This window comes from Bremerella volcania (assembly GCF_007748115.1).
Taxonomy (GTDB): Bacteria; Planctomycetota; Planctomycetia; order Pirellulales; family Pirellulaceae; genus Bremerella; species Bremerella volcania.
In genome coordinates, this window is the sequence record NZ_CP036289.1 from 6,024,986 (window position 1) to 6,050,450 (window position 25,465).

The window sequence follows — 25,465 nt, forward strand, 5'->3', positions numbered from 1 at the left end:
AAACGTGCTTGACGAGGGCCTGACGTATCAAGTGTTACCGCCTACTCGTTGAAGCGTTCCAACAGAAACTCTAGTTCTGCACGTCTCGTTCCAACTCGATGCAAAACTTTCGATTTGTTGCATAACTCGTTGCCACTTCGGAAGATCATAGAATGGATTCATCCATGCGGATTACTTGCAATTCATTGCTGGACGTTGGCGGTGGTTCGAACGACAAAAGCCTGGTCGCTCGGCAACCAGGCTCCTGCTTTTTCGTGTGTATTTTATTCGATGGTCTACCAGCGACGGCGAATGACGCAAATCAACTCCTCTTTGTGCATGAGCTTACTACGTCCGCGAATCCCGAGTTGGCTTGCCAGTTCGCGAAGCTCTTTGACGGTACGTTCCTCGAGACGTTTATCGGATGTTGCGAGGGTCCCATGATCGGTATCTACGTTGGCCGTATCAGAACTTTGGGTTGCAGTTGTTGTCATGGCAAAATTCCAGCAAGAGTTCGTTGTGCGGGTTACAGGTCTTATGATCGCGTTATAAGATCATCCAGATTCGAATCGCGATACCGGTCACCATAAGCAAGCCGACGGCAAACCAGAAAACGCGGTCTAACGCCATCGTCTCGCGATGACGATCGACGGCCTCTTCAGGGTGTCGTTCCGAGTGGATCGCATCGACTGGATCATTCACGGCGATCATGAACGATCCGTCCGGCAAGGGGGGTTGGATTCGACTCGCTCTCAAGCAAGCGGACACGGACGTGCGATGGATGTCGAGATTACTCATGATGACGGGCTCTAGCCCTCTTCTATTTTCCATTTGCCTACTGACGGGCGAGGTTCCGGCAGCAGGTAATCCGTTTACCACGGATTTTAGGAACCCATGGAATGCAAGCACTGTGCCAAACCACGGCGAGATGGTAGCGAATCTGCTACAGGGACAAACTGCACCCACGCAGTACGTAGATTAGCCGTACCGACTTCGGAAAAGGGAGCCGAGCGGTTCGCAGTCGCTCAACTTGAGCGTTCGACGAACAAGGTTTGTTAAGAACCTTCTTTGCGAAGACGTCCTACGCTCGATTGAAAATACTTCCGGCGGCGGGTCGACTGACCTTCTTGATCCGCCTTCTGATCTGCTTCTTCCGATGCTTTGATGAGATCGGCCAGGTTTGCCGCACAGATCCGGCAGCCGATTTGTTCCAAGTGAAACGTGACGTAGCTCGCCTCTTCTTCTGAAGCAACGACCCCCAGCAGATACTGCTGAAGCTGAGGACGTGTGGGGCATGTAATGCGGTGCCGCCGCCAAATCTCACCCAGGCTATGTACCCCAGCATCACGCCGCGAGAGGATTTCGAGCAGTCGCTCTTTGAGTTCCGGCTGGTCGCGAATTTGCTCTTCCACGAAGGAAGCTTCCTCGACCGCCAACTCTTCATTCAGGTAGGCTTCCAAATCGGCGTTGGTCAAGGCTCTCATCAACCTACTTTCATTCTAACGTAGAACTTAGATTACGCTTTCAATTCAGATCCAGCTGCCGGCGACTAGCACCGGCAGCCGTGGTTAGTATTCATGCCTAAACGCCGCCGGCTAACCTTCGACGTGATAGACTTCCTCGAATGGTTGCACAACGACGAATCCGTTGCCGACGAATTCCATCTGGAACGATTCGCCGCTGGAACGGCCAATCAACGTGCGGAACGAGATATCGGTCTTGAAATTCGGCTGCAGCGTTCCGCTCCACGCGACCGTTGCATTTGGATCGGTATACACAGGTTGGTCTGGTGTCACGACCAACGTCAGCGGTTCGTAGTGAGTCGTGATAGCGACCATGCCGGTGCCGCTAAGCGTCATCTGAAACAAACCGCCGGCCATCATCGATGAGATTCGCTTCATCATCTTGATGTCCCAGCTGACAGTGTCCTCGAATGCCAGAATATCATTGGCGTTCACCACGATCTCTTGGTTTTCGAGGCGAAGAATCTGGATCTTCTTGCCGTAGTCCGCCAGGTAAACCTTGCCGGTCCCTGTGACCTTGGTCAGACGAGCACCTTCCCCTGTCACGGCTTTCTTGAAGAACCCGCCCAGTCCCTTGTCGAACATCCCTTCGCGCTCGAATTTCATGCTACCAAGATACGAGATCATCGATCCCATCTTGGTCCAGACGAAGTTGCTTTTTAGGTTCACTTCCAGAATACGCGGGCTTTCCATTTCAAAGAAGCCTTCGCCGCGATCCCGTTGCTGGGTCTGCTCGACAAATTCACGAAGCGTGTATCGGTTTTCTACTGCAGACATCGTTGCTATTTCCCCCAGATTCAGGTTTTAGAGAAGATTTGGAGTCACCGTTTGCCTCGCGACTCTGTCACAAGTAGTTTCCTATGGTGAGTATAGCTCCGGAAAGACTTCCTCACTCAGCTGTTGATTCTTAACACTTCCGCGAAGTTTGTTCGTGAAGTCATGTTTATAATTCGCGACGTGCTGCTCGCTGATGTTCAGCTTGGTAGCGACGTCTTTATTCGCCCAACCACGCACGAATAGTAGTTCCATGCACTGGATCTTCACCCAGTCGCCGCGTTCCTTCCATTTGGCAATTTGCTCCTGAATGGCTTCCACCAAGGCATCTTCCTCCATCCGACGCCGCTCGCCACTTCGCACCAGGCTCGACGCTGGCCGGGCAGGGCCTTCCAGTTCCCAGGTATCGGAGCTTGACTTCCCACCACCGGCTGAACTTAGCGGGAGCGTGGGCCGACGGCCTTCGCGACGCAGATGATCGGTGAGTTTATACGCACAGATCGCAAAAAGATAGCTTTCCAAACTTCGACGGCCATCATAGTTGGGCAGACTGTTCAGGAAACCGATAAATGTTTCTTGAACCACGTCTTCGCTATGGGCTCGACGGCGAAGGCGACTTTCGACAAACGCGAGCAAACGCCCTTCGTAACGGTCGATTAAATCCTGCCAGGCATCTTCCTCACCGTCACGGATGCGGCCAATCAGCAGGGCATCGGTTTCTGATACACGTGTAGGTGACAAGGGAGTGCAGTTCCTTACGAAGCCTTGAAAAGTATCCCGATTGGCGCGTCACGCGGCAGATGAAACCTGGACCGCAGCCACGAGCCATAACGTTGAGTCGCACCGGCAAAGCCAATGGCAACCATTGGTTACGTCAAATCCCTCTATCCCAAGTTATAGCATGGGAAATGATCGGACGAAAATCACACCTGCGGCAATCAAACCACACAAGGCGGCCACACTGCCGACAGAGACCAGCGTGGGAGAGACTCGCGAACCCTTACCGGTAAGCGACATGCCAGCGTAAAAGATGGACATAAGACCAAGCAGGAACAGGAAGCCTGTCCCGATATAGACGACGCGGCTGATGCGTTGCTGGGCATACCAGAACTGGCGGATCTGCTCTTGAACGGCCGGATCGAACTTGAGCAGCGAGTGCCACTGATGCATGACCCCAAACGAAGGCGTCAACTCCTCCTGGTACGATTCGGTCGTAACCGTTTCCTTGATGGTCGCGAGTTGGTCGCCAATCAACGCCGGTGCATCTTCGCTTCCAGTCAGTTCGATGGCGAATTGATCGATGGCCTTACTGATCTCCAAATCCAACGCACGGCGGCAATCCATTCCCCTGTCATATGGCCCGGAACTGACCGAAATATAATAGGTTCGGTCATGCCCCCAATGAGGCTCTTGTTCAACCCAACTGGGACGGCCAGGAGGAATGATTCTTGAGGGATCTAAATCGAACTTGCCTGACTTCAGTTGATTACGAAACTCTTGGTAAATGGTTCCAGCGAACTGCCCAATCGTTTTCCCCGTGGAAGCGGTCGCCTCTTCCGTTGTGAAATTGGAGCCAGTCAGAATATCGGTCGAAACAGGCAAGGGAGCTTCAACTTCGACAGGTGCTGGGTTTGCAACCTTTTGGGCATGCGGGGGGACGATCGATTCTTTACGCTCGGACACAGCGTCAACACGTGTTCGTTGTAACGACTCGCCATATTCCGCTCCACCTCCACCATACGAGCGGCCCTCGCCATATTCCACTTCACCTCCACCATACGAGTCGCCATATTCCGCTTCACCATACGAGCGGACCTCGACAGGGGCCTCCATTGCCGGTTCGACGCGCGTAGCGCTAACGGTAAAAGCCATGACACCGCCACAAAACAGTACCATCCCACACAGCACGGCAGCCCCTAACCCGGCAGCAACCTTTCCGCCATGCTTGCCAGCGACAGCGATCACAAGGATCACCACACCAACCAGGCAGGCAAGCAGAAAGCCAAGCAACAAGATTGCCAAAATGCTGATCGTCATGTCAGGTGCTGTTTCTACCATAAGAGTCACTGGGGCGAGGAGCTAAGCGTTATTCGCCATAGCCCGTCGTTTATTGGCGTCCCCGGGAAAAAATTGCGGCGAACACAACAACTAATCCAAGTACGCCAACAACCAAGACGCCAGCCAGGGCCAGCAGCAACATCCAACTCATTGATACGTCCATCATTTGTCATCTCAAGTTTGGTGCAAAAAATGGAGTCTAGTGGCCTCCACTGACAGTTGTCTCCTTCAATTCCTGTTCGTATCGTCGGCGTTCGACGTCGCGGCGATGCTGGTTGAGCCAAGGAGCGGAAAGCTGAACGGTCGCGGCGACCGAGCCAACAAGCATGATTCCCCAAGGCTGCAGGAATGGCCAAAAGGCCGCGAGAATACTGGCCCAAATGACGAAGAGGCCTGTGTTCCAGATGCTCAGCCAATTGCTTCGCAGCGGATCGGCCAGCTTCCACCAGCGCGGAACCAGGAAGACCAGGCCGAAGAACATCATCAGGGCTCCGACCGACGACTGCTCGCCCATCGCGAACCATGGCGTCTGCATGTTCGTTGCGTCGGGGATGCCTGTGAATACGATCATCGACCCGAACCAGGTAGTGACTCCCAGTCCCACGCCAATGATCATCATGATGATGCGGCGGCGGGCTTGATCACCATTATGATCTTCCCACATCTTGGAAGTGATCAGCACGGCCCACGACGCTAGGATGGTTAGCCCGGTGAAAAACACGTAGGCGGGGCCAATCGTCAGGATCGCCGTTCTGGTGAATGCCTCTTCACCGACCGAAATGGCCAACAGGACGAACGATACCAAGATGGCGGAGACACCGCTGGCGATCAGCGAGCCCAGTAGTTCGCGAACTTTTTCTCGAGTTGGCCGCACGGCGATCGCGGCTCGTTCACGATCTTTCCGCTTGGGTTGCCATCCGGCATCCTCGGCGGCTCGATGCTTGCGCCTCATCGCTTCGGGATGATAGCGACCGCTGGAACCCTTCTGTTCAGGGGCCCCGGTCCCGCCAGGATTCTGGTCCTGCGTCGTATTTACCAGCAAGCGAATAAACAGGTAAGCCATGTAAACGGCACCACCAACGAACGCGAGCGGCACGATGAAGTGTAAATTGGTCACGATGCCAAAGGCAATCGCTCCCAGCACGAGGACTTTCACCGGCATACTGGTGTTGTTGTGGTTCCACCAACGGCTGAAGCGTTCGGCCATACTGGTGACGGCCTGGGCAATCGGTTCGTCGTGTAGGGTTCCCTTCGAGGCGGGCGCTTCGACATACCCAATCTTCGCTTTGACTTCCGACTGGGGAGGAGCATCCGCCGGCGACTGACTTTTAGCAGCCGCGGGACGCGAAGTGTTGATCGCTGAAACGTATCCGACGTTTTCTTTCAAGCCCAACTGCTCGAGCATTTCCTCGGCGCTGCTGGTTCGCTTGTCGGGATCCTTTTCAAGCGCCTGGGAGACCACGCTCCGAAACGGCTCGCCCAGGTTACCCAGATCAGGGCTCGCCGTGAGATGCTTCATGATGATCTCTTGGCTGCTTTCCCCCTCGAAAGGAACGCGGCCGGTGAGCATCTCGAACAGGATAATCCCCAGAGCATAGACGTCGATCTCGCGACCGTAGCGTCCCTTGCCAATCTCGGGAGCCATGTAGTGAAACGTGCCGACGCTTTCGGTCTGACCGCTACGACGGCTGACCGAGATGAATTTTGACAGACCATAGTCACCAATCTTGACGGTGCCTTGATCGTTGAAGATGTTTCCCGGCTTCAGGTCGCGGTGAACGATGCCATGGTCATGCAGGTAGTTGACGGCGGAAGCGATCGCTTTGAACCAGGACAATGCTTCTTCCCGCGGCATGCCGTTGGGATGACGCTCGACGATATCTTGCAGACTGTCGCCGTGGACGAACTCCATGACAATCCAGCCTTCGCCGTCTTTGTCGTATCGGATGTCGTACAGAGAAACGAGGTGCGGATGCTTGAGATTCAAACAGTGCTTGGCACCACGCATTTCGATTTCGAGATTACGCTGAATGTGCTTCAGCGCGACTTCTTTGCCAGACTCGGTCGTGGCGTAATAGACTTCACCGAAACCGCCGGCCCCCACGCCCCGCTTGATGGTGTATCCATCCAACGGAGAGGAACCGCTCTTGTAAGTAAACCGCATGGGGCTTTCTTTCGGTTTGGCTAAGTTCGCAGGGCCGACTTCATCGTCCCCCGGTTGGTTCTCCGGAGTAATGGCGGCTGCCGACTGGTTCATGGTCTAGTCCCTGGCCAACGGAAATTGATAAGTTTGCAACATCCTGTCCCCTCTCCCCCGCAGACGGTGGAGAGGGGACAGGACGTTGGTTTTCATGCCCGGCCTAGTGGCTCCAGGCAAAACGATACCTCTTCTCCCTGGACCGTTTCTCCTATTCTGATCGATGTCGCCGGCTGGGTCGAATCGGCTTGGAATAGGGGTGTCTTCGATTTCAAAAGTAACTTACTTCCCTGCCGGTAAACGACCACGTCATGCTGCCACTGGGTGCACATGACATGGTTGTTCGACTTGGGCCCCATCAGCAGCGAATCCGCCAACAAGACCACTCCATCGCACGTCGGTTCGGTTCGGTGCCGACTGACAATCTTCAGCACGGCCGACGTGCTTAAAGGATGCGGCTGCGTGAACTGTAGCTTCACGCCTCGCCCCAAGGTCATCACATCGCGGTGTTTTAGCAGCGAAGGGCCATCGATCGATTGATCGTTGAGTTTGACTTCCGATAGTGGCTCAACGATGTATTCGTCTCCGCTGCGCTTGATGGCAGCATGACGCCGGCTGATATCTCCCATGATAGGGATATCTACCTGGGCGGAAGCCATGGCCTGGCCAATATTGACGCGATCGGCCAGCAGCAGCATAAAGCCGCCGACCCCATCGATCCACATTTGCAGGCGGTCGCTCACATTCCCTCTTCGATACGCGAAATCTGACTCAACTATGGACATTCGCTCTTGCTCGTGTTGGCTAATACTAAGTTTATCACACAAGCCCCCACCCCTAAGCTGTTCGATCTTGCAACCCTAATCTTGTCCCCTCTCCCCGCAGACGGGGGCAAGGGGACCGGATTGCCGCGCGTGCTGAGATGGCTTGCAACTTCGTTAAGCTGAAGCCATCTCAACCTCGCTGGAGATTTCCAAGGGTCAATCCGTGCCCTAGTTCAGCTGAGAAAGCTCAATTCGCTTAGTCAGCTTCTCGGCAGCCTTCGTGTCAACTTCGGCTAGTTCTTCGTCGTCCAGTTCGATCTCCAGACCGAAATACGATGCGACTTCATTGCTGATGTCGGCATCGACCTGCTCGTCCAGCTGGATTTCGCCAGCCAGTTCGCCATCGACGTCAACCATTCGCTCGGCCACGTCAATGCGGGTCCGGATTTCATCAATCAGACGCTTGGTCTTGGACAGGTGGCTATCATCAAACGCGAATTTGCTCGACGTTTGGGCCACTTCCACCATCTTCTGGCGTGCTTCCAGGTTCTCGACGTCGACTTCCAGTTGTCGGCGAGCGGTCAGCATGCCGTCCAGCTTGGCGCGAGCAGCGTCCAATCCTTGTTCGCGGGCACGAAGAATGCTTTCCAACTTCACACGGGTAGCATCCTGCGTCTTGAAACGCTCGAATCGACCAGCAAGGTCGGTCTGCACCGCGTTACGCGAGTACTCGTGACCAGCATAGGTGAAGTAGGTGCTGCCGGAATCGAGATCGTTCTTCAGGCGAATGATGTCCGCCTTGTTGGAAGCCAGCTTCTCTTGCAGGTCGCCGACGCGAGCTTGGAGCTTTTCGACTTCCACTTCTTCTTTCGCAATCATATGCATGTTGCGGCGAATCTCAGGAGTCAGGTCCTGAATCATCTTGCGAGCCCGATCGAGTTCGAACTCGACAGGAACGCTGTTTTTGACGTTGTCGCTCACACGACTGGCGGTCGTGGAGATGTAGCTGTAAGCGTCGGTCCCAAACACGAGCCCTGCCAACAGTGCGGCACCGACTCCGGTGCATGCGAGTTTCTTGATCATCACTCAACCCTCTCTGAAATAAACGGAATGACCCTCGTACTTTTCCTGCCCGGCACGGCTTTACGGATCGTGATTAGCGGCCATGACCGAGCGGTTAACTTGCAGGCATAGATAGGACTTCGCCGCGAATTTGCCGATCTTTGGATTTTTTTCCCGTTTTTTGACATGCTGTCAGAGGTAACTGTGACGAGAGCAGAATTAGGCCAAAGTTGCCCCTTTCTCGATCAACTCTGGCGAGGGGCAGGGTAGTAGGGCTGGGTCAGAATGACTTCCCTTAACGCGAGCCGTAAGTTGCAGTTCTCGACTGCAATATGCAATTGCTCCCGGGACAGTTAGGATGGCAGGCCGTGTGAAAGATGTTGATGAAAATGGCAGCCGTTGCCTGAAGACCACACAATAAGCACTTCGGCTGTCCGCAAAGTGAATTGGCCCTCAAAAGCCCCAACTAGTTGATAAATTTCACCTTAGGAAAGAATTGCGACGCCCCATTAAGAAATTGTGCGAACTTGGCACCACGGTTGCGGTGTCATGTTGTGACCAGAAGCCGTCCACTTAAACGAGCACCTCTTCTTTCGAATTGTGGCTCGATCGGATAGGAGAAATTTCAATGGATCACTCGACGCCATTCAAGCTGGTTCACGAGCCACCGAAGACCCCGACAGGGAATTTTGTGGTCTACCAGGCACTCCCCGAAGATTCGCTGACACAGTTGTCTGATTGGATGGATCACGCGTTGGAGATCCTAGAGGAAGAAAACGTACACTTTGTATCGCCCAACTCGAGCCGAAAGCACTTGGTCAGCAGCCGTTAAGGCACAACACCGAAACTCAACACACAACTATCGGCCGTCTCCAACGACGGCCGATTTTATTTCTTGAATCTCTTCTGATGGCTCAGGCAGCGGTCTCTCTCTCAGGCCCATCATCACCACGCCCAGCACTGTCAGCACCACGCCGAAGATCAAGTTGATACTGTAAGCTTCATGAAACAAGATGACCCCAGCCAGCGCCGAAAGAGGGTTCTGAAGCGAATTTGCTGCATTCCCAACAATGACCGGAGCGTATCGAAATGACAACGTTAGAGCGACAAACGCCGCCGCGTTCAAGAGTCCGGCAATCAACAGCACTCCATATTGTGACCAAGTCGTGAGTGCCATTTCTTCCAGGCCTGTTGTATAGAGACTCAAAGGGCCGAGGATCGCTATCCCAACGGCACAGATCAGCGAGGTGGTCATGAACATGCTCACTTCGCCGGAGACACCCCGACGGATGGCCACACTCAAGAAGGCGTAGGAAATCCCTGCCAACATGGGTGCCACGATCCCTGCGCCGATCATCAACCACCCAGACGCATCTTCCACGACCGACTGAACCGCTCCTCTCCCAGCCAGACTAAGCGTAATAAGGGCCAGCACCAGGGAAGCTGTTCCCCAGCGTTGCCAGCGGGTTAGGGATTCCTCCAGCAGCCAATTGCTAACCATCACCCCGACCACAATCATCGTCCCCAGACACAGAGGGACGCTCATGGCCACCCCAACGACGCCAAAGCTCCACTGCAGCATGGCGTTGCCCAATAGCTGGCTGATAATTGCGGCCACGATAAGAATGAAAATAGAAGATGCCTTGGGCATGGGGGATCGCCCCGTGCGAACCTGCCAAACGGCTATCGGAGCAAACAACACAACCGTGGGAATCGCCTTGAAAAAAGAGACCCATATCGGGTCCAGATTCGTGAGCCAGCGCAGGCAGATGTTCGCCAGCGAATAACCCACCGCGGCAAGAACACCACAAATTAACCCTAACCATGGATTCGGAGAGGTTCGTTGCGTCATATACTAGGAGAGTAATCGGTCATGTGCCGTATACGTGTGGTCGACAGCCATTGGTTTGCGATCTATTCTTTCAGGGGTATGGGATAGGGAACGACCAATGAAAGACACAATAACCCATCAACTGATTCGCCAGCTTCACCGCTCGCCATGGAAATTGGCGGCCGTGGTCACTGGCGGTGGGAGCGAAGCGCTCAGCCAACTGCTGAGCGTCCCCGGTGCATCCGACACCGTTCTCGAAGCTGTGGTTCCCTACTCGAGCGCATCCCTGGAAGATTTTCTGCGCTACAAACCCAGTCATTATTGCAGCCGAGCAACGGCACAGGCCATGGCGATGCGAGCCTTTTTTCGTGCTCGCGACTTACAAAGTCGAATTTCTCCCGCAGATCTAGATGACATGCACCTTGTGGGGATTGGATGCAGTGCCAGTTTGCGTAGTCTTCGCCCCAAGAAGGGTCAACATCGAGTTCACATCGCCATACAAACCGCCAGCAGCAGCAGCATAGCGTCCCTCGTTCTGACCAAGGATTCGCGAGATCGTGGGCGAGAAGAAAATGTCGTCGCCGCTTTGCTTTTGAACCGCCTGGCCGATGCGACTGGTTTCTCCGATCGAATTCCGCTCGACCTTCTACCGGGGGAACGCGTTGACGAAATGACGGCCAGCGCCTGGCCCGCCTGGACGGATCTTCTGCTCGGCAAGCGAACGGCCGTGTGCGTCCCCAAGGCCCAGCAGGACGCTTCGCTCGAATCGTTTAGCGGGGTCTTGTTTCCCGGAGCGTTCAATCCGCTGCACGAGGGACACCAGACGATGGCGGAAGTGGCCGAAGAGATCACCGGCCACCCGGTGGATTTCGAGATCTCGATCGAAAACGTCGACAAACCACCGCTCGACTTCTTCCACATCAAGTCTCGCGCCGAACAGTTCGAGGCCCCGCAGCGCTGCTGGCTGACGAAAGCTCCGACCTTTCTCGACAAGTCAAAGATTTTCCCAGAGGCAACCTTCGTCGTGGGTGCCGACACGATCGTACGGATCGCCGAGCCTCGCTATTACCAGAACTCCATCCAACTTCGCGATGCGGCCGTCAGCGAGTTCGCCCAACAGAATTGTAAATTCCTCGTTTTCCCGCGGGTGGTCGACGAGAGCTTCCTGACGTTCGATCAGTTGAACTTGCCCGCGAGCCTGGCGAAACTCTGCCAGCCGGTTTCCGCCTCTCAATTTCGGATGGACATCTCGTCCACAGAAATCCGAACCGGCGCATTCTAGCGAAACATTTCTCAACGCAACCATGCTTCGTAATAGCCAGACGAAGCACTTCTCTCTCCAAAGGACACGCTGTGGAACTCTCGGTGACTGCTATCCATTGGCCATCATCCGACCTGTTGAAACAGAATCACCTTAGGTGCGTATTAAGGGAAACAATGGAGCGGATTGCGACTGTAAGCTCCCTTTCATATGATTAAGGTCGCTCCCTATGCGGTCTTTCGTTCGTCCATCGCTATAGAAAAGACAATTCCATGACGTCAGTACCACACATTGATCCCGGCAAAGAGACGCTGCCACTTTTTTGCGGCGTCGATGTTGGCGGCACCAATATCAAAATTGGCCTGGTAGACGATCATGGTAACACGGTCGAATACAAGAAGATTCCAACCAACGAGCCTGAAGGTCCTCAGCGGTACATGGAACGCACCACGGAAGTCATCAAAGAGATGATGCAGGTCGTCGGCCGTCCGATGGATAACATCGCCGCGATCGGCCTGGCCACGCCTGGCACAATGGATATCGAAAGGGGTATGCTCCTGGAGCCCCACAACCTTCCGAACTCGTACAACTTTCCGATCCGGGATTGCCTCTCGAAGCTCACCGGGCGTCCGGTCGTCTACGCCAACGATGCCAACGCCGCCGCATTCGGTGAATACTGGCTCGGTTCCGGCAAAGAATTCCGCAGCATCATCATGCTGACCCTCGGCACCGGCGTTGGTGGCGGGATCATTGTCGACGATCTGCTGATCGATGGCGAACACAGTCACGGTGGCGAACTGGGTCACATTATCATTGATTTCAGCGAGAATGCCCGCACGATTCCGACCGGCCAGCGCGGCCATCTCGAGGCCTACGCCAGCGGAACGGCTATCGTCAAGCGAACGCAAGAGGCCCTGGCGATGGACCTGAAAAAGGAAAGTTCGCTCCACGCCCGGATCGATGGCGGCGAGAAGCTCACGCCCCTGATGGTCGCCCAAGAAGCGGAAAAAGACGACAGTCTTTCCTTACACATCGTGATGGAAACGGCTCGCTACCTGGGCATCGGGATCGTTTCGCTGATGCACACAATCGACCCCGGGGCGGTGATTTTGGGTGGGGCCATCAATTTTGGGGGGCATGAAACCGAATTGGGATGTAAGTTCCTCGATCGGGTCCGCCAGGAGGTCAAGGCCCGGGCATTTCCGGTTCCAGCCCAGCATACGGTGGTCGATTTCGCCCGCTTGGGTGGTGATGCTGGCTATTTGGGGGCTGCTGGTAAGGCCCGCGTCGTCGCCCACCGCGATTCCCTGACAACCTAGTCCTGATGTATAATGGGGCGTTTACCCGAATCATTCGGACATTCGCCGGGTTCCTCCAAGAGCCAACTCCATCCCAGGGCATCTTCATCACGATGGCAATCATCGACCAGAAGTACATTCGCAATTTCTGCATCATCGCACACATCGACCACGGCAAAAGCACGTTGGCCGATCGTCTGCTGGAGAAAACGGCCACCGTCAGTTCGCGGGAAATGAAAGAGCAACTGCTCGACGATATGGAAGTCGAGCGGGAACGCGGTATCACGATTAAAGCTCGTGCCGTGGTGATGAAGTACAAGCACGAAGGCAGAGATTACGAGATCAACCTGATCGATACCCCTGGCCACGTCGACTTCCAGTATGAAGTCGGCCGCTCTTTGACGTGCTGCGAAGGTGCCGTCCTGCTGGTGGACGCCTTCCAAGGTGTCGAGGCTCAAACGGTTGCTAATGCCTTCATGGCGATGGAACACGATCTGGAAGTCGTTCCTTGCCTCAGCAAGATCGACCTCAATCACGCCCGGCCCGAGGAAGTCGCCGAGGAAATCGAACATACCTTGGCCCTCGACGCGACCGACATCTGCGGTATCAGCGGCAAAACGGGGCAAGGGGTCGATGCGCTTCTGGCCCGCATCATCCAGCGTATCCCGGCTCCTAAAGGAGATCGTCAGGCCACGCTCCAGGCGATGGTCTTCGACTCCCACTATGACAAGTTCCGCGGTGCGATCACTTACGTTCGCGTGATGAATGGTTCGCTCAAAAAAGGAGACAAGATTCGTTTCATCAAAGGGGAAACGAATCACGACGTACTCGAAGTCGGTCAGTTCACGCCACGCCCGGTCGCGCGCGATGAACTCGCCGCCGGCCAGGTTGGTTACGTCATCTGCAACATCAAGTCGCTGGAACTGGTCAACATCGGTGATACGATCACCGTCCAAGGGGACAAGGGTGCCAAGGCACTGCCTGGGTACCAGGAACCGAAGCGGATGGTCTTCTGCGGGCTGTACCCTTCCGACGGCCAAGACTTCGAACAACTGCGCGACGCCCTGAAGAGCCTCCGCATCAACGACCCAAGCTTTACCTTCGAGCCGGAAACGAGCGACGCATTGGGCTTTGGCTTCCGCTGCGGTTTTCTCGGTCTGCTGCACATGGAGATCGTGCAGCAACGGCTCGAACAAGAGGCCGACATCGACCTGGTGCAGACGGCCCCCAACGTGACCTACCAGATCATCAACCGCAACGGCGAAACGATCGACATTCACAAACCACAGGATGTGCCGGATGCCGGCGAGATCGAAACGTTTTTGCAGCCGATCGTTCGTGTGAGTTTGATTCAGCCGTCTGACTACATCGGGGCGGTGATGCAGCTTTGCAACGAACGTCGCGGGATTCACGTTCGCACCGAGTATCTTTCGCCAACTCGATCGATGCTCGTATACGACATTCCGCTGGCCGAAGTGATTTACGACTTGCACGACAAGCTGAAGAGTGCGACCCGCGGTTACGGTACCATGGACTACGAGATCCGCGGCTACGAAGAAGCGGATCTCGTCCGTATGGACATCCTGGTCAACGGCAAGCGGGTAGATGCGTTGAGCATCATCTGCGACCGAGCCGATGCCGATCGTCGCGGACGAGCCGTCGTGAAGAAGCTGAAATCCGAAATCGACCGTCACATGTTCGAGGTGGCCGTCCAAGCCGCCATCGGAAATCGCGTCATCGCTCGCGAAACGGTGAAGGCCCTCCGCAAGAACGTGACCGCCAAGTGTTACGGTGGTGACATTTCTCGCAAACGAAAGCTATGGCAAAAGCAGAAGGAAGGTAAGAAGCGGATGAAATCGATCGGTTCGGTCGATATTCCGCAAAAAGCGTTCATGGCGGTGCTCGAAACCGGCGAAGATCGCTCATAATTTCTCTCCTCACCCCTCAGGCGCAATTAACATAGAAGTATCACTCGGCATGCCCCACCCGCCGAGTGATTGCGTCCGATTTGTTTTCTTTTGAAGCTGGAGGCGCCAATGCGTCTTGGCCCACTCTTGATTCTGCTGATCTTCACGGGATGCGTGGCCGGTTTCGCAGTGGCAACCGCAACGCCAGATCCGATCTATCGGGTTGCCAGCGGATCGATGGCGCCATCACTACTGGGTCCGCACTATCCACTCACCTGCGAGCAATGCAAATATTCGACAGCGCTCGACGCGACAGAGCTTCCCGAATACGCGACCTGTCCTAATTGTGGCTTTCAAGAGAACCCCATCGACACATCGAAAGTGCGACCTGGACATCGCTTGATCTGGGAAACCATCGAGCCAAATCAACTTCGGCGCTGGGATGTCGTCTTGCTAGAAGATCCGGAAACCAACGCCTGGCAAGTGAAGCGAATCGCTTTCCTGCCGGGAGAGACTCCTCAGATTCGCCAAGGCGAGTTGTATCGAGGCGCGCAACTCATCCGCAAATCCCCCCAGGGGCGCGAAGCGCTGAAGCAGCTTGTCTTCGATCAATCGCACGCGGCACCAAACAGTCCACGCTTTCGCAGTGAGCGTTCCGCCGGTAGCGGGTGGAATGTGCGTCAGGGTTCCCTGGGCTTCGCACCGATCGGGGATGATCACACAAACAATAATGACTGGCTGATCTACCATCATCATCGCTGTCTACCACCACCGAGCCCAGTAGAGCATGCCGCTTCGCCGCTGGATAGCTATGGCTACAATCACAGCGTCTCGCGGGAGTTGTTTCCGGTTTCGGATCTCTGGATCGAATTCAAATGCGAGCATTGGCAGGCCCAAGGGCTCACGATTCGGCTGCAGGGAAACGAACATACGGCTACCATCGAAGTCGATCTCAGCCAGGGTATTGTCCAAGGAAGCAATTCCGAGCAGTCGATAACGTTACCTCTCTCGATCGACAGCCTGGCCGGAATGACCATCAGGGCAGGGGAGTACGACGGAGAGTTCTTTCTTGAGCTTCAGCAGGATCGACGACATGGGTACTTCCCTCTGGGCGCCGCCAGCATGCAGTGGAGCAACCAGCCGTTCGCACTCAAGATTGATGAGGGACAAGCCATCCTGCGTCATGTGAAGGTCTATCGCGACATCGTCTGGCTGGGTCGCCAGCGACGACCGACCCAGTGGTCGTTCGACCGGGAATTGTCCCCGGACGAAATCTTTGTTCTGGGAGATAACACTCCCGTCTCCGACGACTCCCGCTTTGAACTTGGTCCTATCGACGTCCGTAAGAACCTACGCGGCAAGGTTTTACGGGTGCTAGCTGAATAGGTCTGAATGCAAGCAGACGCCCCATGACCAGCGCTGCGTCGAATCTCCGGATTGGGTATAGTGAATAGTCCAGGCGTCCCTGATGGTCATCCGTCTACCGCGCGATGTGCCACTGCTTCGACGGCCGCCTTGCCGATTTTCAGCGAGAAGTAGCGGATATATGGCCAAGAAAAAACGCAATTCATCGAATTCAGGCTCGCTCGCGGCGAACGATTCGAAGTCTTCCCAGCAATCAGGCGACACCGATCACTTTGCCGTGACGCGCGAGTTTGTCGAGTCGCTTGTCGTCGCCGTGATCTTGGCGCTGCTGTTTCGAGCATTCGAAGCCGAGGCGTTTGTCATACCAACCGGATCGATGGCAACCACGCTTCTTGGACGCCATAAAGATGTGGTCGATGAGTATTCCGGCTATGAATACACGGTGGGTGCCAGCGGCGAGATGGACCGCACGACCAACCGACAATTCCAGAACGTCGTCGAGGCAATTGATCCGCTGTACCATCGTCTGACCGAAATCGGGGACAACCCATCGTACAGCGGCGATCGAATCCTGGTTAGCAAGTTCGCCTATGACTTTGCGGACCCGGCCCGCTGGGATGTGATCGTTTTCAAATACCCGATCGAACCACAAACGAACTACATCAAGCGTCTGATCGGTCTACCTGGCGAGACGGTTCGTATCTATCACGGCGATATCTACATCAAGAAGCCAGGCGAAACGCAATTCAGCATTGCGCGAAAACCTCCTTCCAAGCAGTTGACATTAAATCGCTTGGTCTACGACACCAACTATCCCTGTCCCATTCTGGAGAAGGCTGGGTTTCCGGACCGACTCGAGGCTCATCCCACCGAAACGCGTGCCGATTGGGTCAAGCAGGAGAATGGAGCCTGGACGTGCACGCCAAGCGGAAAACCAACGTGGCTGCGTTATCGACACGTGCTGGCTGACAACGGACGCACCTTCAGCTATTGGGCCCTGGCGGAACACAATGATCCGATCGATACGCAAAAGGCCCGCGAAGAGTGCAGCCAGTTAATCACCGACTTCAGTGCCTATAACACCGATACCGTTACCCGCTATCGCAACCATCGGACTTCCTCCGGGTTGCATTGGGTGGGTGATTTGATGCTGGAGTGCGAAGCCACCGTGAAGTCGGAGCAAGGCATTCTCTCTCTCGACCTGGTCGAAGGGGGAACGCACTTTCGCTGTGATATCGACGTTGCCACCGGCAAGGCCACCATCGATACGAACAAGCCATCGGTCACGTTTGACCATGCAGGAGAAATCGAAGCCCAAACCTCCGTTCGAGGTGCCGGCACGTATTCGCTTCGTTTCGCCAACACCGATGATGAGCTTCGCTTATGGGTGAACGGTAGCCTTGTGAAATTCAATGCACCGGCGACCTACACACCCAATCAGCCGGTTTCCCCTAAATGGAGCCCGGAAGATCCTGGCGACCTGCTGCCAGTGGGTATCGGGACCGATTCCGTTCAATTGACTCTTGAGCGCGTACGCGTGCTGCGGGATGTCTACTACATCGCCGATGGACGACAATACCGCCACGGGCGAGAAACCAGCACGCTGCTCGATTATGAAGTCGCCGGTCACCCAGGCTGGAACGCTCCTCCAGACGATCGCATCATGGAGACGCTGACCAACCCCGAAACCTGGAACTCGACCGAGCTATTCAACATGCGTCGCGAGGCGATCTTCACCCTGGAAAAGGGGCAATACTTTCCGCTGGGCGACAATAGTGCCGAAAGCCAGGATGGCCGACTCTTCCCGGTGGGCCAACAGTTTGTGCCTGAGCACATGCTGATTGGCAAAGCACTCTTCGTCTATTGGCCTCATTCCAAGAATAAGCCAGTTCCGTTTTTCCCCAACTTCAGCAGGATGAAGTTCATTCAATAACGGTAGGACCTAACGATTCATGGACGAATCAACGATTCTCTCCGCTCAAAACCTTGTCAAAACCTACGGCCGACGACGCGTCGTCGATGGCGTGAGCTACGATGTGAAACGTGGTGAAATCGTTGGCCTTTTGGGTTCCAACGGCGCCGGCAAGACGACCAGCTTCCGCATGACTTGCGGCATGGTTACCCCTAACGAAGGACGTGTCGAACTTAGCGGCAAAGACGTTACGCTTTGGCCGATGTTTAAACGTTGCCGTGACGGCGGCATGGGTTATCTGGCCCAGGATAGCAGTGTCTTCCAAAAGCTGACCGTCGAGCAGAACTTGCTGGGCGTGATGGAACTGCTGCGAATCGACTCATACCATCGCAAGATGCGCTGTGAAGAATTGTTGGAACGATTCGACATCACCCACATTCGCAAGTCGAAAGCCAAGAGTCTGTCCGGGGGCGAACGCCGCCGGCTGGAGATCGCCCGCTGCCTGGTTTCCGACCCTGAAATCATCATGCTCGACGAACCGTTTACCGGCATCGACCCGGTGACCGTCGACAGCATTCAATTGGTGATTCGCGAACTTCGCGACAGTGGAATCTCTATCCTGATCACCGACCACCAGGCAGAAAAGACGTTGGAAATCGTCGATCGATGCTACGTCGTTCACCGTGGCAACATCCTTTGCCACGGCACGCCCGACGAAGTGGTACGACACCCAGAAGCGGTGAAGTATTACTTTGGCAACTTGTCGCGTAATAACTTTGGCGATCGAAGTGACATGGATGCGGCAGCCTAGTCGCTACCGAAAATCAGGAACGGCCCATGACACACCGAGTGTTTCACGCTTGGGATGGATCCAATGGCGAGATCGGAACGCAGATCGACGCCCAGGCTGCCTGCCCGATTTCTGGCCAGCATGCGGCCGTCGTGATTTGCGATAGAGACCGATACGGCTACCCCTTGCGAACGGTCATCTCTCAAGCTACGGGACTCGTCTACACCGATCCTCGCGCCGACAACGACACGATCGACGACTTCTATCGCAGCACGTATCGTCGCTTCTACAAATCGGCCTCCCAGCCCAAATGGAAACATACGGCTCGCAACGCTTTCATCGCGAACCAGCGAGTCGAGATGATCAAGACGCTGGTCACCAAAGGTGCCGCCGTGCTTGATGTCGGCACCGGTTCAGGAGAATTACTGTACGTCGGTCGCCGTCATGGCCTCGAAATGCAAGGGATCGAGGTCGATCAGACCTATGCCCAATTTGGTCGTAAGAGTTACGGCGTGAAGATCATCAACGAATCCTTACGAAGCGCCGTCCTACCGAAAGAGCACTTCGACGTGGTCACGATTTTTCACGTCCTGGAACACTTGCCCGATCCCCAGGCAGCTCTTGCCAAAATCTGGACGACTCTGAAACCAGGCGGCTGTGTTCTAGTCGAGGTCCCCAACGTCGAGTCACTCGATACCCGGTTCCATCAGAAGTGGCACCCGGGGCATTTGTACCACTTCAACTGCGGCACCCTCTCGGCGCTGGCTGCCACCTGTGGCTTTGTAACGGCTACGGTGCATACCTGTGAGCGTCGAAGTGTCGTGGGGGCATTGTTGGGCAAGCCTTGGATCCCAATCGAGGTTGATTGGCAGCCGATCGTGGCCGGCAACTTCGAGAAGACCTGGGACCTGCTGCAATTCCAGGCCCAGCAAAACTGGTATGCGAACTTTTACGGGCGACTCGGACGTGCGCGTCATAAGTTCAAACGCAACCTGCGCGAATGGACTCTTTCGCTTTCTGAGGGGAATCGACGTAGGCTCGTCGACAAGGTCACCCGGAATCGCGCCGCCTAGCCAGCTTTCGATTGATTGCTCGCCACGGGGCCGATATCATCAACTTTCGCGGTCGACACCGCGTTTGAATCCGCCTGGACGTGCCTGTGACCTCGTAGTAGGTATGAAATGCCTGCGACTCAAAATAGCTCGAATCCCTACAGCAGCCCGGCGTCGGACCCCTCTCCACGACCGTTCGCCAAATCACAAGCCGCCCATGGATTGGGTATTGCCTCGATGGTGATTATCACATGTGGCGCCATTTATCTTGTCGTTGCGGTGGCAACTATCCCGATATCTATCTTGATGTATCGTGATGTCACGGCCGAAAGTGAAGCGTACGCACAGCCATCGTTTTATCTCGATAGTGCGCTAAAAGCGCTGGTTTACGAGTTGGCATTTGCTGTCATAGGCAGCTTGCTGATTTTTGCCGGATGGTCGATACGTAAGCGGAAAAACTACTGGGTTAGCGTGATTGGCTCCGTCATTGGATGTTTGCCGTTACCACTGGTTATCCTCTCGTTTTTTCCGTCGGCTTGGGCACTGTGGAACTTGTCGCGATCTGGTATTCGCGAACAATTCCAAGGCTAAGCGATCGGAATCAGCAAGGGATAAACCCAGCTTTGCCATGGATTTTTTCACCCCTGCAGACTGGTTCGCTGGAACTATATCCCGTGCAGTTGTGTCAGAATTTCTGGTATGTTTTGTGTAATGTAATCGTTTCGGGGGCGAAACTTTCTACTACTAGCTACGGGTCGATCCGTACCTCCTGCCAAATAGTCATGAAAGCTTTTCGATTGAATTCCAAGTGACTCTGATTCAAAGTTGATACTTAAATAAAATGGCAAGGCCCAAGCAGGAAACCCCTACGTCCGGTGAACTGGAAGTCCTCAAAGTCCTATGGAAACGAGGCCCCAGCACGGTACGTGAAGTTCTGGAAGAACTGAATACCCAAGAACGGACGCGTGCTTACACGTCTGTAATGAGCCTGATGAACGTCATGGCGGACAAAGACCTGTTAGAACGCGAGCCTCTCGGTCGAGCATTTCAGTACTCGGCCAGGCGACCTCAAGAAAAAACCCTGGGCGGTATCGTGAGTGACATTCTCGGCCGCGTCTTCGAGGGTTCGGCACCTTCTTTAGTTGCCCATTTGCTGGAGGAATCGAAACCCAATGCAGTAGAATTGGAAGAGATTCGTAAGGCTTTAGAACTGTACGAGGAAGAGAATCACGTTTGATGTGGAGTGTGCTGCAAAGCCCTTTGGGGATGAAACTGACCTTTGTATTGCTGCACTTCGTGTGGCAAGCAACGGTTATCTATTGTGCCTGGCGACTGATAAGTAGGCTCGCCTCATTCCGCTCGCCCCAGATGCGGTACTGCGGTGCCCTGGCCACTTTACTGCTGATTCTTCTTTGCCCCGGCATTACCTTCGGACTGCTCGACATCCGTGATATGGCTACCCTGTCGCGGATGGAGTTTCTAGCCGAAGATTCGGCTTCTCCGATCACGCTCGATTCAAACAACGACCGCGTTGCGTCTGTGGCCGCGGACGAAACAAACACCGCGCACGAACTGCTTTTGGCGACACGTGAAGACGCTGCCTATTCACTCTCGAGCCTGGCCTACCTCATGGTGCAAATCCAGCCCTACTTGATGCTGATTTGGACCGCAGGCGTCGTCGTTCTGGGCCTTCGACTTTGCATCGGCTATCTGGGGACGGTCTGGCTTCGTCGCGTGGGACTGTTTTCGATCGATTCTGATCTCCTTGTGCGTTACGCCGATCTGGCCACCAGGCTGAATCTGCTGCATTTATCGCCGGTTGCTTTCTCGTGTCGCGTCAGCCAGGCGATGACCGTCGGCCTGCTGCGCCCGATGGTGCTGCTGCCCGCTGCATGGGCGGCCGAGATCGCGCCAGAGATCCTGGAAGCCGTCCTGTCGCATGAACTGGCACATATTCGCCGACAAGACTTATGGATTAACTTCCTCCAGCGCGTGGCGGAGACGATCTTCTTCTACCATCCCGTGGTTTGGTGGGTCTCGACGGAGATCCGCCGGGAACGAGAAGTCTGCTGCGACGAAATGGCGATCGAAGCACTGGGGCATCGTCTCAATTATGCCAAGTCGTTGGAACATGTCGCATCGTGGCAACTCGATCATGCCAACGAAGTGCTGGCCACCAACTTCCTGGGAGATCGCCAAGGGCAACTCATCGGACGTATTCGTCAGATCCTAGGCATCTCGACTCCCCAAGCTGGCGAGCGTTCATGGCCGGCAGGCTTGGTCTTGATGTTCATTCCGCTGCTGCTTTGGGCAGCCTCGGCGATCTTCTGGCCTGAGTCCGCCTCGCAGGCAAATGCGAAAGAGGTTTCGGATTCAGCCAGTGATATGGTTGAGCAAGAAGGTTTCCTCCCACCTCGGCACCTCCTACCTCCGCATCCTCATCATCCACATCCACACCACGACCGCCCACTCGGACATCGACGGCTACCGGAACATCGCCACCCTTTGGAATTTCTGCTTGACGACATCGAACAGGCCCTCCCCGCAGACGACGAGGCCCAACAACAAGATGCGGCAGGCTCGGACGATCAATCGGTCATCGAAGTCTTACACGAGCTTCGGGAAGAGGTTCGCCAGTTGCGCCTGCAGGTCCGAGAATTGAAAGATCATCAAGATCGCAGGCCGCCGCCACCGCTTCGTCGTCCGCTTCGCGATCGGCCACGCCCGGAAAATAATCTTGGCTGGTAAGTCCGGGTCCTGATTCTTCACTCACTAGCCCACCTCGTGCGTCGTTTCGTCCGCTTGCTGGTGGCCATGAGAGTTCTTATGAGTTCATCTTCCTCCCGACCATCCTGGCAGCTTCCGACTGGTGTTACGAGAGGATCACTCGACTATATCGAGTCGGCCGCGATTGCCGACGGCTATGATGAAGACCTCGCCTTTGGCAGTGATTTTCAGTTCGACGAACATGTGGTGGCCGATTTTATTCCGCCAACCGGCCTCGTGGCCGACCTGGGATGCGGGACGGCCAGGGCGCTAGTTCCATTGGTCCGTCGAGGCAATCAGGGACTGGCAGTCGATCTGTCCGAGGAAATGCTGCGTATCGTTGCCGAGAAGGCCCAGCAGGAAGGGCTCGACATCCAGTGCCTCCAAGCCAACCTGGTGGAACTCGAGGCGATCGAAGATCAGTCCGTTGACCACGCCATTTGCATGTTCAGCACGCTAGGAATGATTAAGGGAGCCGTCTACCGCAAGCAGTTCCTCGACCATGTCCATCGCATTCTCAAGCCTAGCGGTAAGTTCGTCGTGCACGTCCATAACTTCTGGTTCAATTTCTTTGAGCCAGATGGCGCGATCTGGATCACTTCCCATTTGGTCAAAGCGTATTTGACCCGTGGCATGGAACGTGGAGACAAGTACTATCGCTATCGAGGCATCCCGAATTTCTTTTTGCACGTCTTCAGCCGCGGTGAATTCGCCAATGCTCTCAAGTCGAGTGACTTTCATGTGACTCGCCTGGTTCCACTGCGAATGGACCGGCAAGCCGAGCTTTCCCATTCGTGGCTGTTTGGGAACTGGCGGGCCAGCGGCTGGATTGCCTTATGCGAAAAGCAGAAGTGACGGCGATCGTCACTTTTTGCGGCGACGAGAATCGATATCTTCGTATTGATGAGGGCCCGGGAAGTCGACCAGGCCACGACGTTCATTAGGCATCGGCAAGGGGCCAGCAATCTCTGCGGCGGCCCGACGTCCTGCTTCTTCGGGCAGTTCGTCGGCTCCGGCAAATCCCTGGGGCTCTTCCTGATAAAGATGAATCGTCTGCGTGGGAAACGCGAACTGCACGCCGAGTCTCTTTGCCAGGCGGACGATATCAACAAACAAACGATGCCGCTCTCGTAGTTCGATACTCCAGTCGTTGCAATCAAGGTAGAGGTTCACCAAGATATCGAGCGAACTGGCGGCAAACTGGTTGAGATAAACCTGATAATAGTCTTTTCGCGTATAAGGCTGCCGGCGGATTAATTCCCGGATCCCCTCACAAAAAGCGTCGATCTGTTCCGGCGTGGTATCGTACTGCACCGAGACCATCGTCTTGATGCGGCGAAACGTTCGCCGGCCCATGTTATCGACCTTGGCCGTAATCAATAGGCTGTTGGGTAGCGTTACCAAGCTGTTGTCGAACGTGCGGATCTTGGTACTCCGCATGCCCATCGCCTCGACGGTACCTTCTACCCCTTCGGTAATAATCCAATCGCCAATTTCAAAGGGGCGGTCGACCATCACGGTTAGCGAGCCGAAGACGTTGCTGAGTGTTTCCTTGGCTGCCAAGGCAATCGCGATACCACCAATTCCCAGCGACCCCAACAAACCGACGATCGGCAGCGAAAACGATTCCGCAAATACAAGAATGCCAATACAGACTGTAAAGGTCTTAAGCGTCTTACTGACCGCAGGCAACAGAAGATCGTCGTACTTCTTCCCGCGTTTCGCCGCTGCCTGAGTCAAATGCACAATGACCAGGTCAATGATACGGAAGATGAACCATGTGCCGGCGACGATACCGAACAGCTGGACGCCGTAGATAATGATGGCCCGAAACAAGTCTGGCAATCGAAACAGCCAGAGACCGAAATACCAGGTCAATGCCATGGCCGTCAGGCCAATCGGGGTCCAGGCCTTCTCGAATGCTTTTCGCAGCTCTTCATCGTCAGCCGTCTTGGCAAATCGTACGCCACGAATGAATCGCAAAATCCATTGCACGATGACGTCTACCAGGTAGCCTGCAATGATGAGCGTAAGCAGACAAATCCATTGATACGTGGGAAGGACGAAGTGCTCTTCGCGATAGAATGGCGGTACCTGAGACTCAAGCCACAGCGCAAAAGTCGGCTTCGGCTTTGGAGCACCATCTCCTTCGACGGCGTCTCGTTTCTCTTCCGCTTCAATGTCCGGCGTATACTTCTTGGCTAACTCACTAATTGCCGCGACCGTCTTGGCGCTGAAACTCCAAAGCCCCTGAGGCCCTTTCGTCAGTGTCATTTTCGCGGCATCTTCTTGTTGGTCGAGTGGAACACGTCCGTCCCCCTCGCCAAACACCGCGACCTCGAATTGGTCGGCTTCAGTCTGCGCAGGGACCAGCGACGAGTCGATCCCCCATAAGGTTGAAAGCAGTTGATAGAGTTCATATGCGAGATCGAGCTTCGATTGTCTAGGAATGCCCATTCGTTCGCTGAAGTCCATGCACGCCAGTGCGGTGTCGTAATCACCGTCTTGCATCGCTTCGAGAAATGTACGAACGGCGACTTGCGGGTTCCCTTGCTTCACCATCAGCTTGGGATCGACCGCTGGTGGCTCGACTGGTTTTTCGCCAGTGCCTGCTTCGGGAGTCACCCCAGGAATGGCCTGCGCATAGGCCGTTGCTGCCAATGCAAGCTGACAAAACAGAACGCCGCAAAGTGCGAAGCGAAACAAGTTGCTGGCCATGGTTGAAGGGAAATCGAACAGTTGACGTTAGAGCAAGAGCGCGATCCATTGCTAACGTTCGCTCACCGCGAGTCATTGCGGAAGCCATCCAGAGACCAACGATGCTATTCGTTTGGTTCGAAATAAAAAAGGCCCCCGGAAAGTTCGGATCCCAGGGGGGCAAAGGATTCCGTTCTTCTCCGGGAGCGATTGGTCGGTTCTGGGAATC

23 protein-coding genes are annotated in these 25,465 nt (G+C 55.0%); 12 read left to right on the forward strand and 11 right to left on the reverse strand.

Going from position 1 to position 25,465, the window contains the following annotated elements:
* Window positions 1-275: 275 nt before the first annotated feature.
* From Pan97_RS24060 to Pan97_RS24100, 9 genes are all read right to left on the reverse strand, one after another.
* Entirely contained in the window at window positions 276-473 is a 198-nt protein-coding gene (locus tag Pan97_RS24060; protein ID WP_144977154.1) for a Rho termination factor N-terminal domain-containing protein, read from the reverse strand.
* Between the two features lie 52 nt (window positions 474-525).
* Complete coding sequence (locus tag Pan97_RS24065) at window positions 526-777, reverse strand: hypothetical protein (protein WP_144977157.1); 252 nt, start codon at window positions 775-777, stop codon at window positions 526-528.
* 257 nt (window positions 778-1,034) lie between these two features.
* A complete protein-coding gene (locus tag Pan97_RS24070; RefSeq protein WP_196782205.1) occupies window positions 1,035-1,463 on the reverse strand; it encodes a hypothetical protein in 429 nt (142 codons plus the stop codon).
* Window positions 1,464-1,574: 111 nt separating this feature from the next.
* Window positions 1,575-2,279: an AIM24 family protein gene (locus tag Pan97_RS24075; protein WP_144977163.1), complete on the reverse strand. Its 705-nt coding sequence runs from the start codon at window positions 2,277-2,279 to the stop codon at window positions 1,575-1,577.
* Window positions 2,280-2,360: 81 nt separating this feature from the next.
* A complete protein-coding gene (locus tag Pan97_RS24080) occupies window positions 2,361-3,017 on the reverse strand; it encodes an RNA polymerase sigma factor (RefSeq protein WP_144977166.1) in 657 nt (218 codons plus the stop codon).
* 153 nt (window positions 3,018-3,170) lie between these two features.
* Window positions 3,171-4,313 (reverse strand): hypothetical protein, encoded by a 1,143-nt coding sequence (locus tag Pan97_RS24085; RefSeq protein WP_144977169.1) that lies wholly within the window; start codon window positions 4,311-4,313, stop codon window positions 3,171-3,173.
* A 220-nt stretch (window positions 4,314-4,533) separates the two neighbouring features.
* Window positions 4,534-6,591 (reverse strand): serine/threonine-protein kinase, encoded by a 2,058-nt coding sequence (locus Pan97_RS24090; protein ID WP_144977172.1) that lies wholly within the window; start codon window positions 6,589-6,591, stop codon window positions 4,534-4,536.
* Between the two features lie 92 nt (window positions 6,592-6,683).
* Window positions 6,684-7,274, reverse strand: a complete 591-nt coding sequence (locus tag Pan97_RS24095) for an FHA domain-containing protein (protein WP_165698949.1) — start codon at window positions 7,272-7,274, stop codon at window positions 6,684-6,686.
* A gap of 249 nt (window positions 7,275-7,523) precedes the next feature.
* Window positions 7,524-8,378, reverse strand: a complete 855-nt coding sequence (locus Pan97_RS24100; RefSeq protein WP_174819556.1) for a hypothetical protein — start codon at window positions 8,376-8,378, stop codon at window positions 7,524-7,526.
* A 607-nt stretch (window positions 8,379-8,985) separates the two neighbouring features.
* On the opposite strand from Pan97_RS24100, the gene Pan97_RS24105 reads away from it, so the two are divergent.
* Window positions 8,986-9,189, forward strand: a complete 204-nt coding sequence (locus tag Pan97_RS24105; protein WP_144977178.1) for a hypothetical protein — start codon at window positions 8,986-8,988, stop codon at window positions 9,187-9,189.
* A 27-nt stretch (window positions 9,190-9,216) separates the two neighbouring features.
* On the opposite strand, the gene Pan97_RS24110 is transcribed toward Pan97_RS24105, so the two are convergent.
* On the reverse strand, window positions 9,217-10,209 hold the full coding sequence (locus Pan97_RS24110; protein WP_144977182.1) for a DMT family transporter: 993 nt from the start codon (window positions 10,207-10,209) through the stop codon (window positions 9,217-9,219).
* A gap of 97 nt (window positions 10,210-10,306) precedes the next feature.
* Between Pan97_RS24110 and Pan97_RS24115 the strand changes: the two genes are divergently transcribed.
* The 11 genes from Pan97_RS24115 (at window position 10,307) to Pan97_RS24165 (ending at window position 23,394) form a co-directional block, all read left to right on the forward strand.
* Window positions 10,307-11,470, forward strand: a complete 1,164-nt coding sequence (locus tag Pan97_RS24115) for a CinA family protein (protein ID WP_144977185.1) — start codon at window positions 10,307-10,309, stop codon at window positions 11,468-11,470.
* Window positions 11,471-11,721: 251 nt separating this feature from the next.
* Window positions 11,722-12,768: an ROK family protein gene (locus tag Pan97_RS24120; RefSeq protein WP_144977188.1), complete on the forward strand. Its 1,047-nt coding sequence runs from the start codon at window positions 11,722-11,724 to the stop codon at window positions 12,766-12,768.
* Between the two features lie 92 nt (window positions 12,769-12,860).
* Window positions 12,861-14,675, forward strand: a complete 1,815-nt coding sequence (gene lepA, locus Pan97_RS24125) for a translation elongation factor 4 (RefSeq protein ID WP_144977191.1) — start codon at window positions 12,861-12,863, stop codon at window positions 14,673-14,675.
* Between the two features lie 108 nt (window positions 14,676-14,783).
* A complete protein-coding gene (locus Pan97_RS24130) occupies window positions 14,784-16,040 on the forward strand; it encodes a S26 family signal peptidase (protein ID WP_144977193.1) in 1,257 nt (418 codons plus the stop codon).
* Window positions 16,041-16,200: 160 nt separating this feature from the next.
* Window positions 16,201-17,952, forward strand: coding sequence for a signal peptidase I (gene lepB, locus Pan97_RS24135; RefSeq protein WP_165698950.1), 1,752 nt, complete (start codon window positions 16,201-16,203; stop codon window positions 17,950-17,952).
* 19 nt (window positions 17,953-17,971) lie between these two features.
* Complete coding sequence (gene lptB / locus Pan97_RS24140) at window positions 17,972-18,742, forward strand: LPS export ABC transporter ATP-binding protein (RefSeq protein WP_144977199.1); 771 nt, start codon at window positions 17,972-17,974, stop codon at window positions 18,740-18,742.
* 26 nt (window positions 18,743-18,768) lie between these two features.
* On the forward strand, window positions 18,769-19,794 hold the full coding sequence (locus tag Pan97_RS24145) for a class I SAM-dependent methyltransferase (RefSeq protein ID WP_144977202.1): 1,026 nt from the start codon (window positions 18,769-18,771) through the stop codon (window positions 19,792-19,794).
* Between the two features lie 108 nt (window positions 19,795-19,902).
* Window positions 19,903-20,364, forward strand: coding sequence for a hypothetical protein (locus Pan97_RS24150; RefSeq protein WP_144977205.1), 462 nt, complete (start codon window positions 19,903-19,905; stop codon window positions 20,362-20,364).
* Window positions 20,365-20,614: 250 nt separating this feature from the next.
* Window positions 20,615-21,010, forward strand: a complete 396-nt coding sequence (locus Pan97_RS24155) for a BlaI/MecI/CopY family transcriptional regulator (RefSeq protein ID WP_144977208.1) — start codon at window positions 20,615-20,617, stop codon at window positions 21,008-21,010.
* Window positions 21,010-22,521, forward strand: coding sequence for a M56 family metallopeptidase (locus Pan97_RS24160; protein WP_144977211.1), 1,512 nt, complete (start codon window positions 21,010-21,012; stop codon window positions 22,519-22,521). Before Pan97_RS24155 ends, Pan97_RS24160 begins: the two co-directional genes overlap by 1 nt.
* Before the next feature lie 78 nt (window positions 22,522-22,599).
* Window positions 22,600-23,394, forward strand: a complete 795-nt coding sequence (locus tag Pan97_RS24165; RefSeq protein WP_165698951.1) for a class I SAM-dependent methyltransferase — start codon at window positions 22,600-22,602, stop codon at window positions 23,392-23,394.
* 9 nt (window positions 23,395-23,403) lie between these two features.
* On the opposite strand, the gene Pan97_RS24170 is transcribed toward Pan97_RS24165, so the two are convergent.
* Window positions 23,404-25,257, reverse strand: a complete 1,854-nt coding sequence (locus tag Pan97_RS24170) for a mechanosensitive ion channel family protein (RefSeq protein WP_144977217.1) — start codon at window positions 25,255-25,257, stop codon at window positions 23,404-23,406.
* Between the last annotated feature and the right edge of the window lie 208 nt (window positions 25,258-25,465).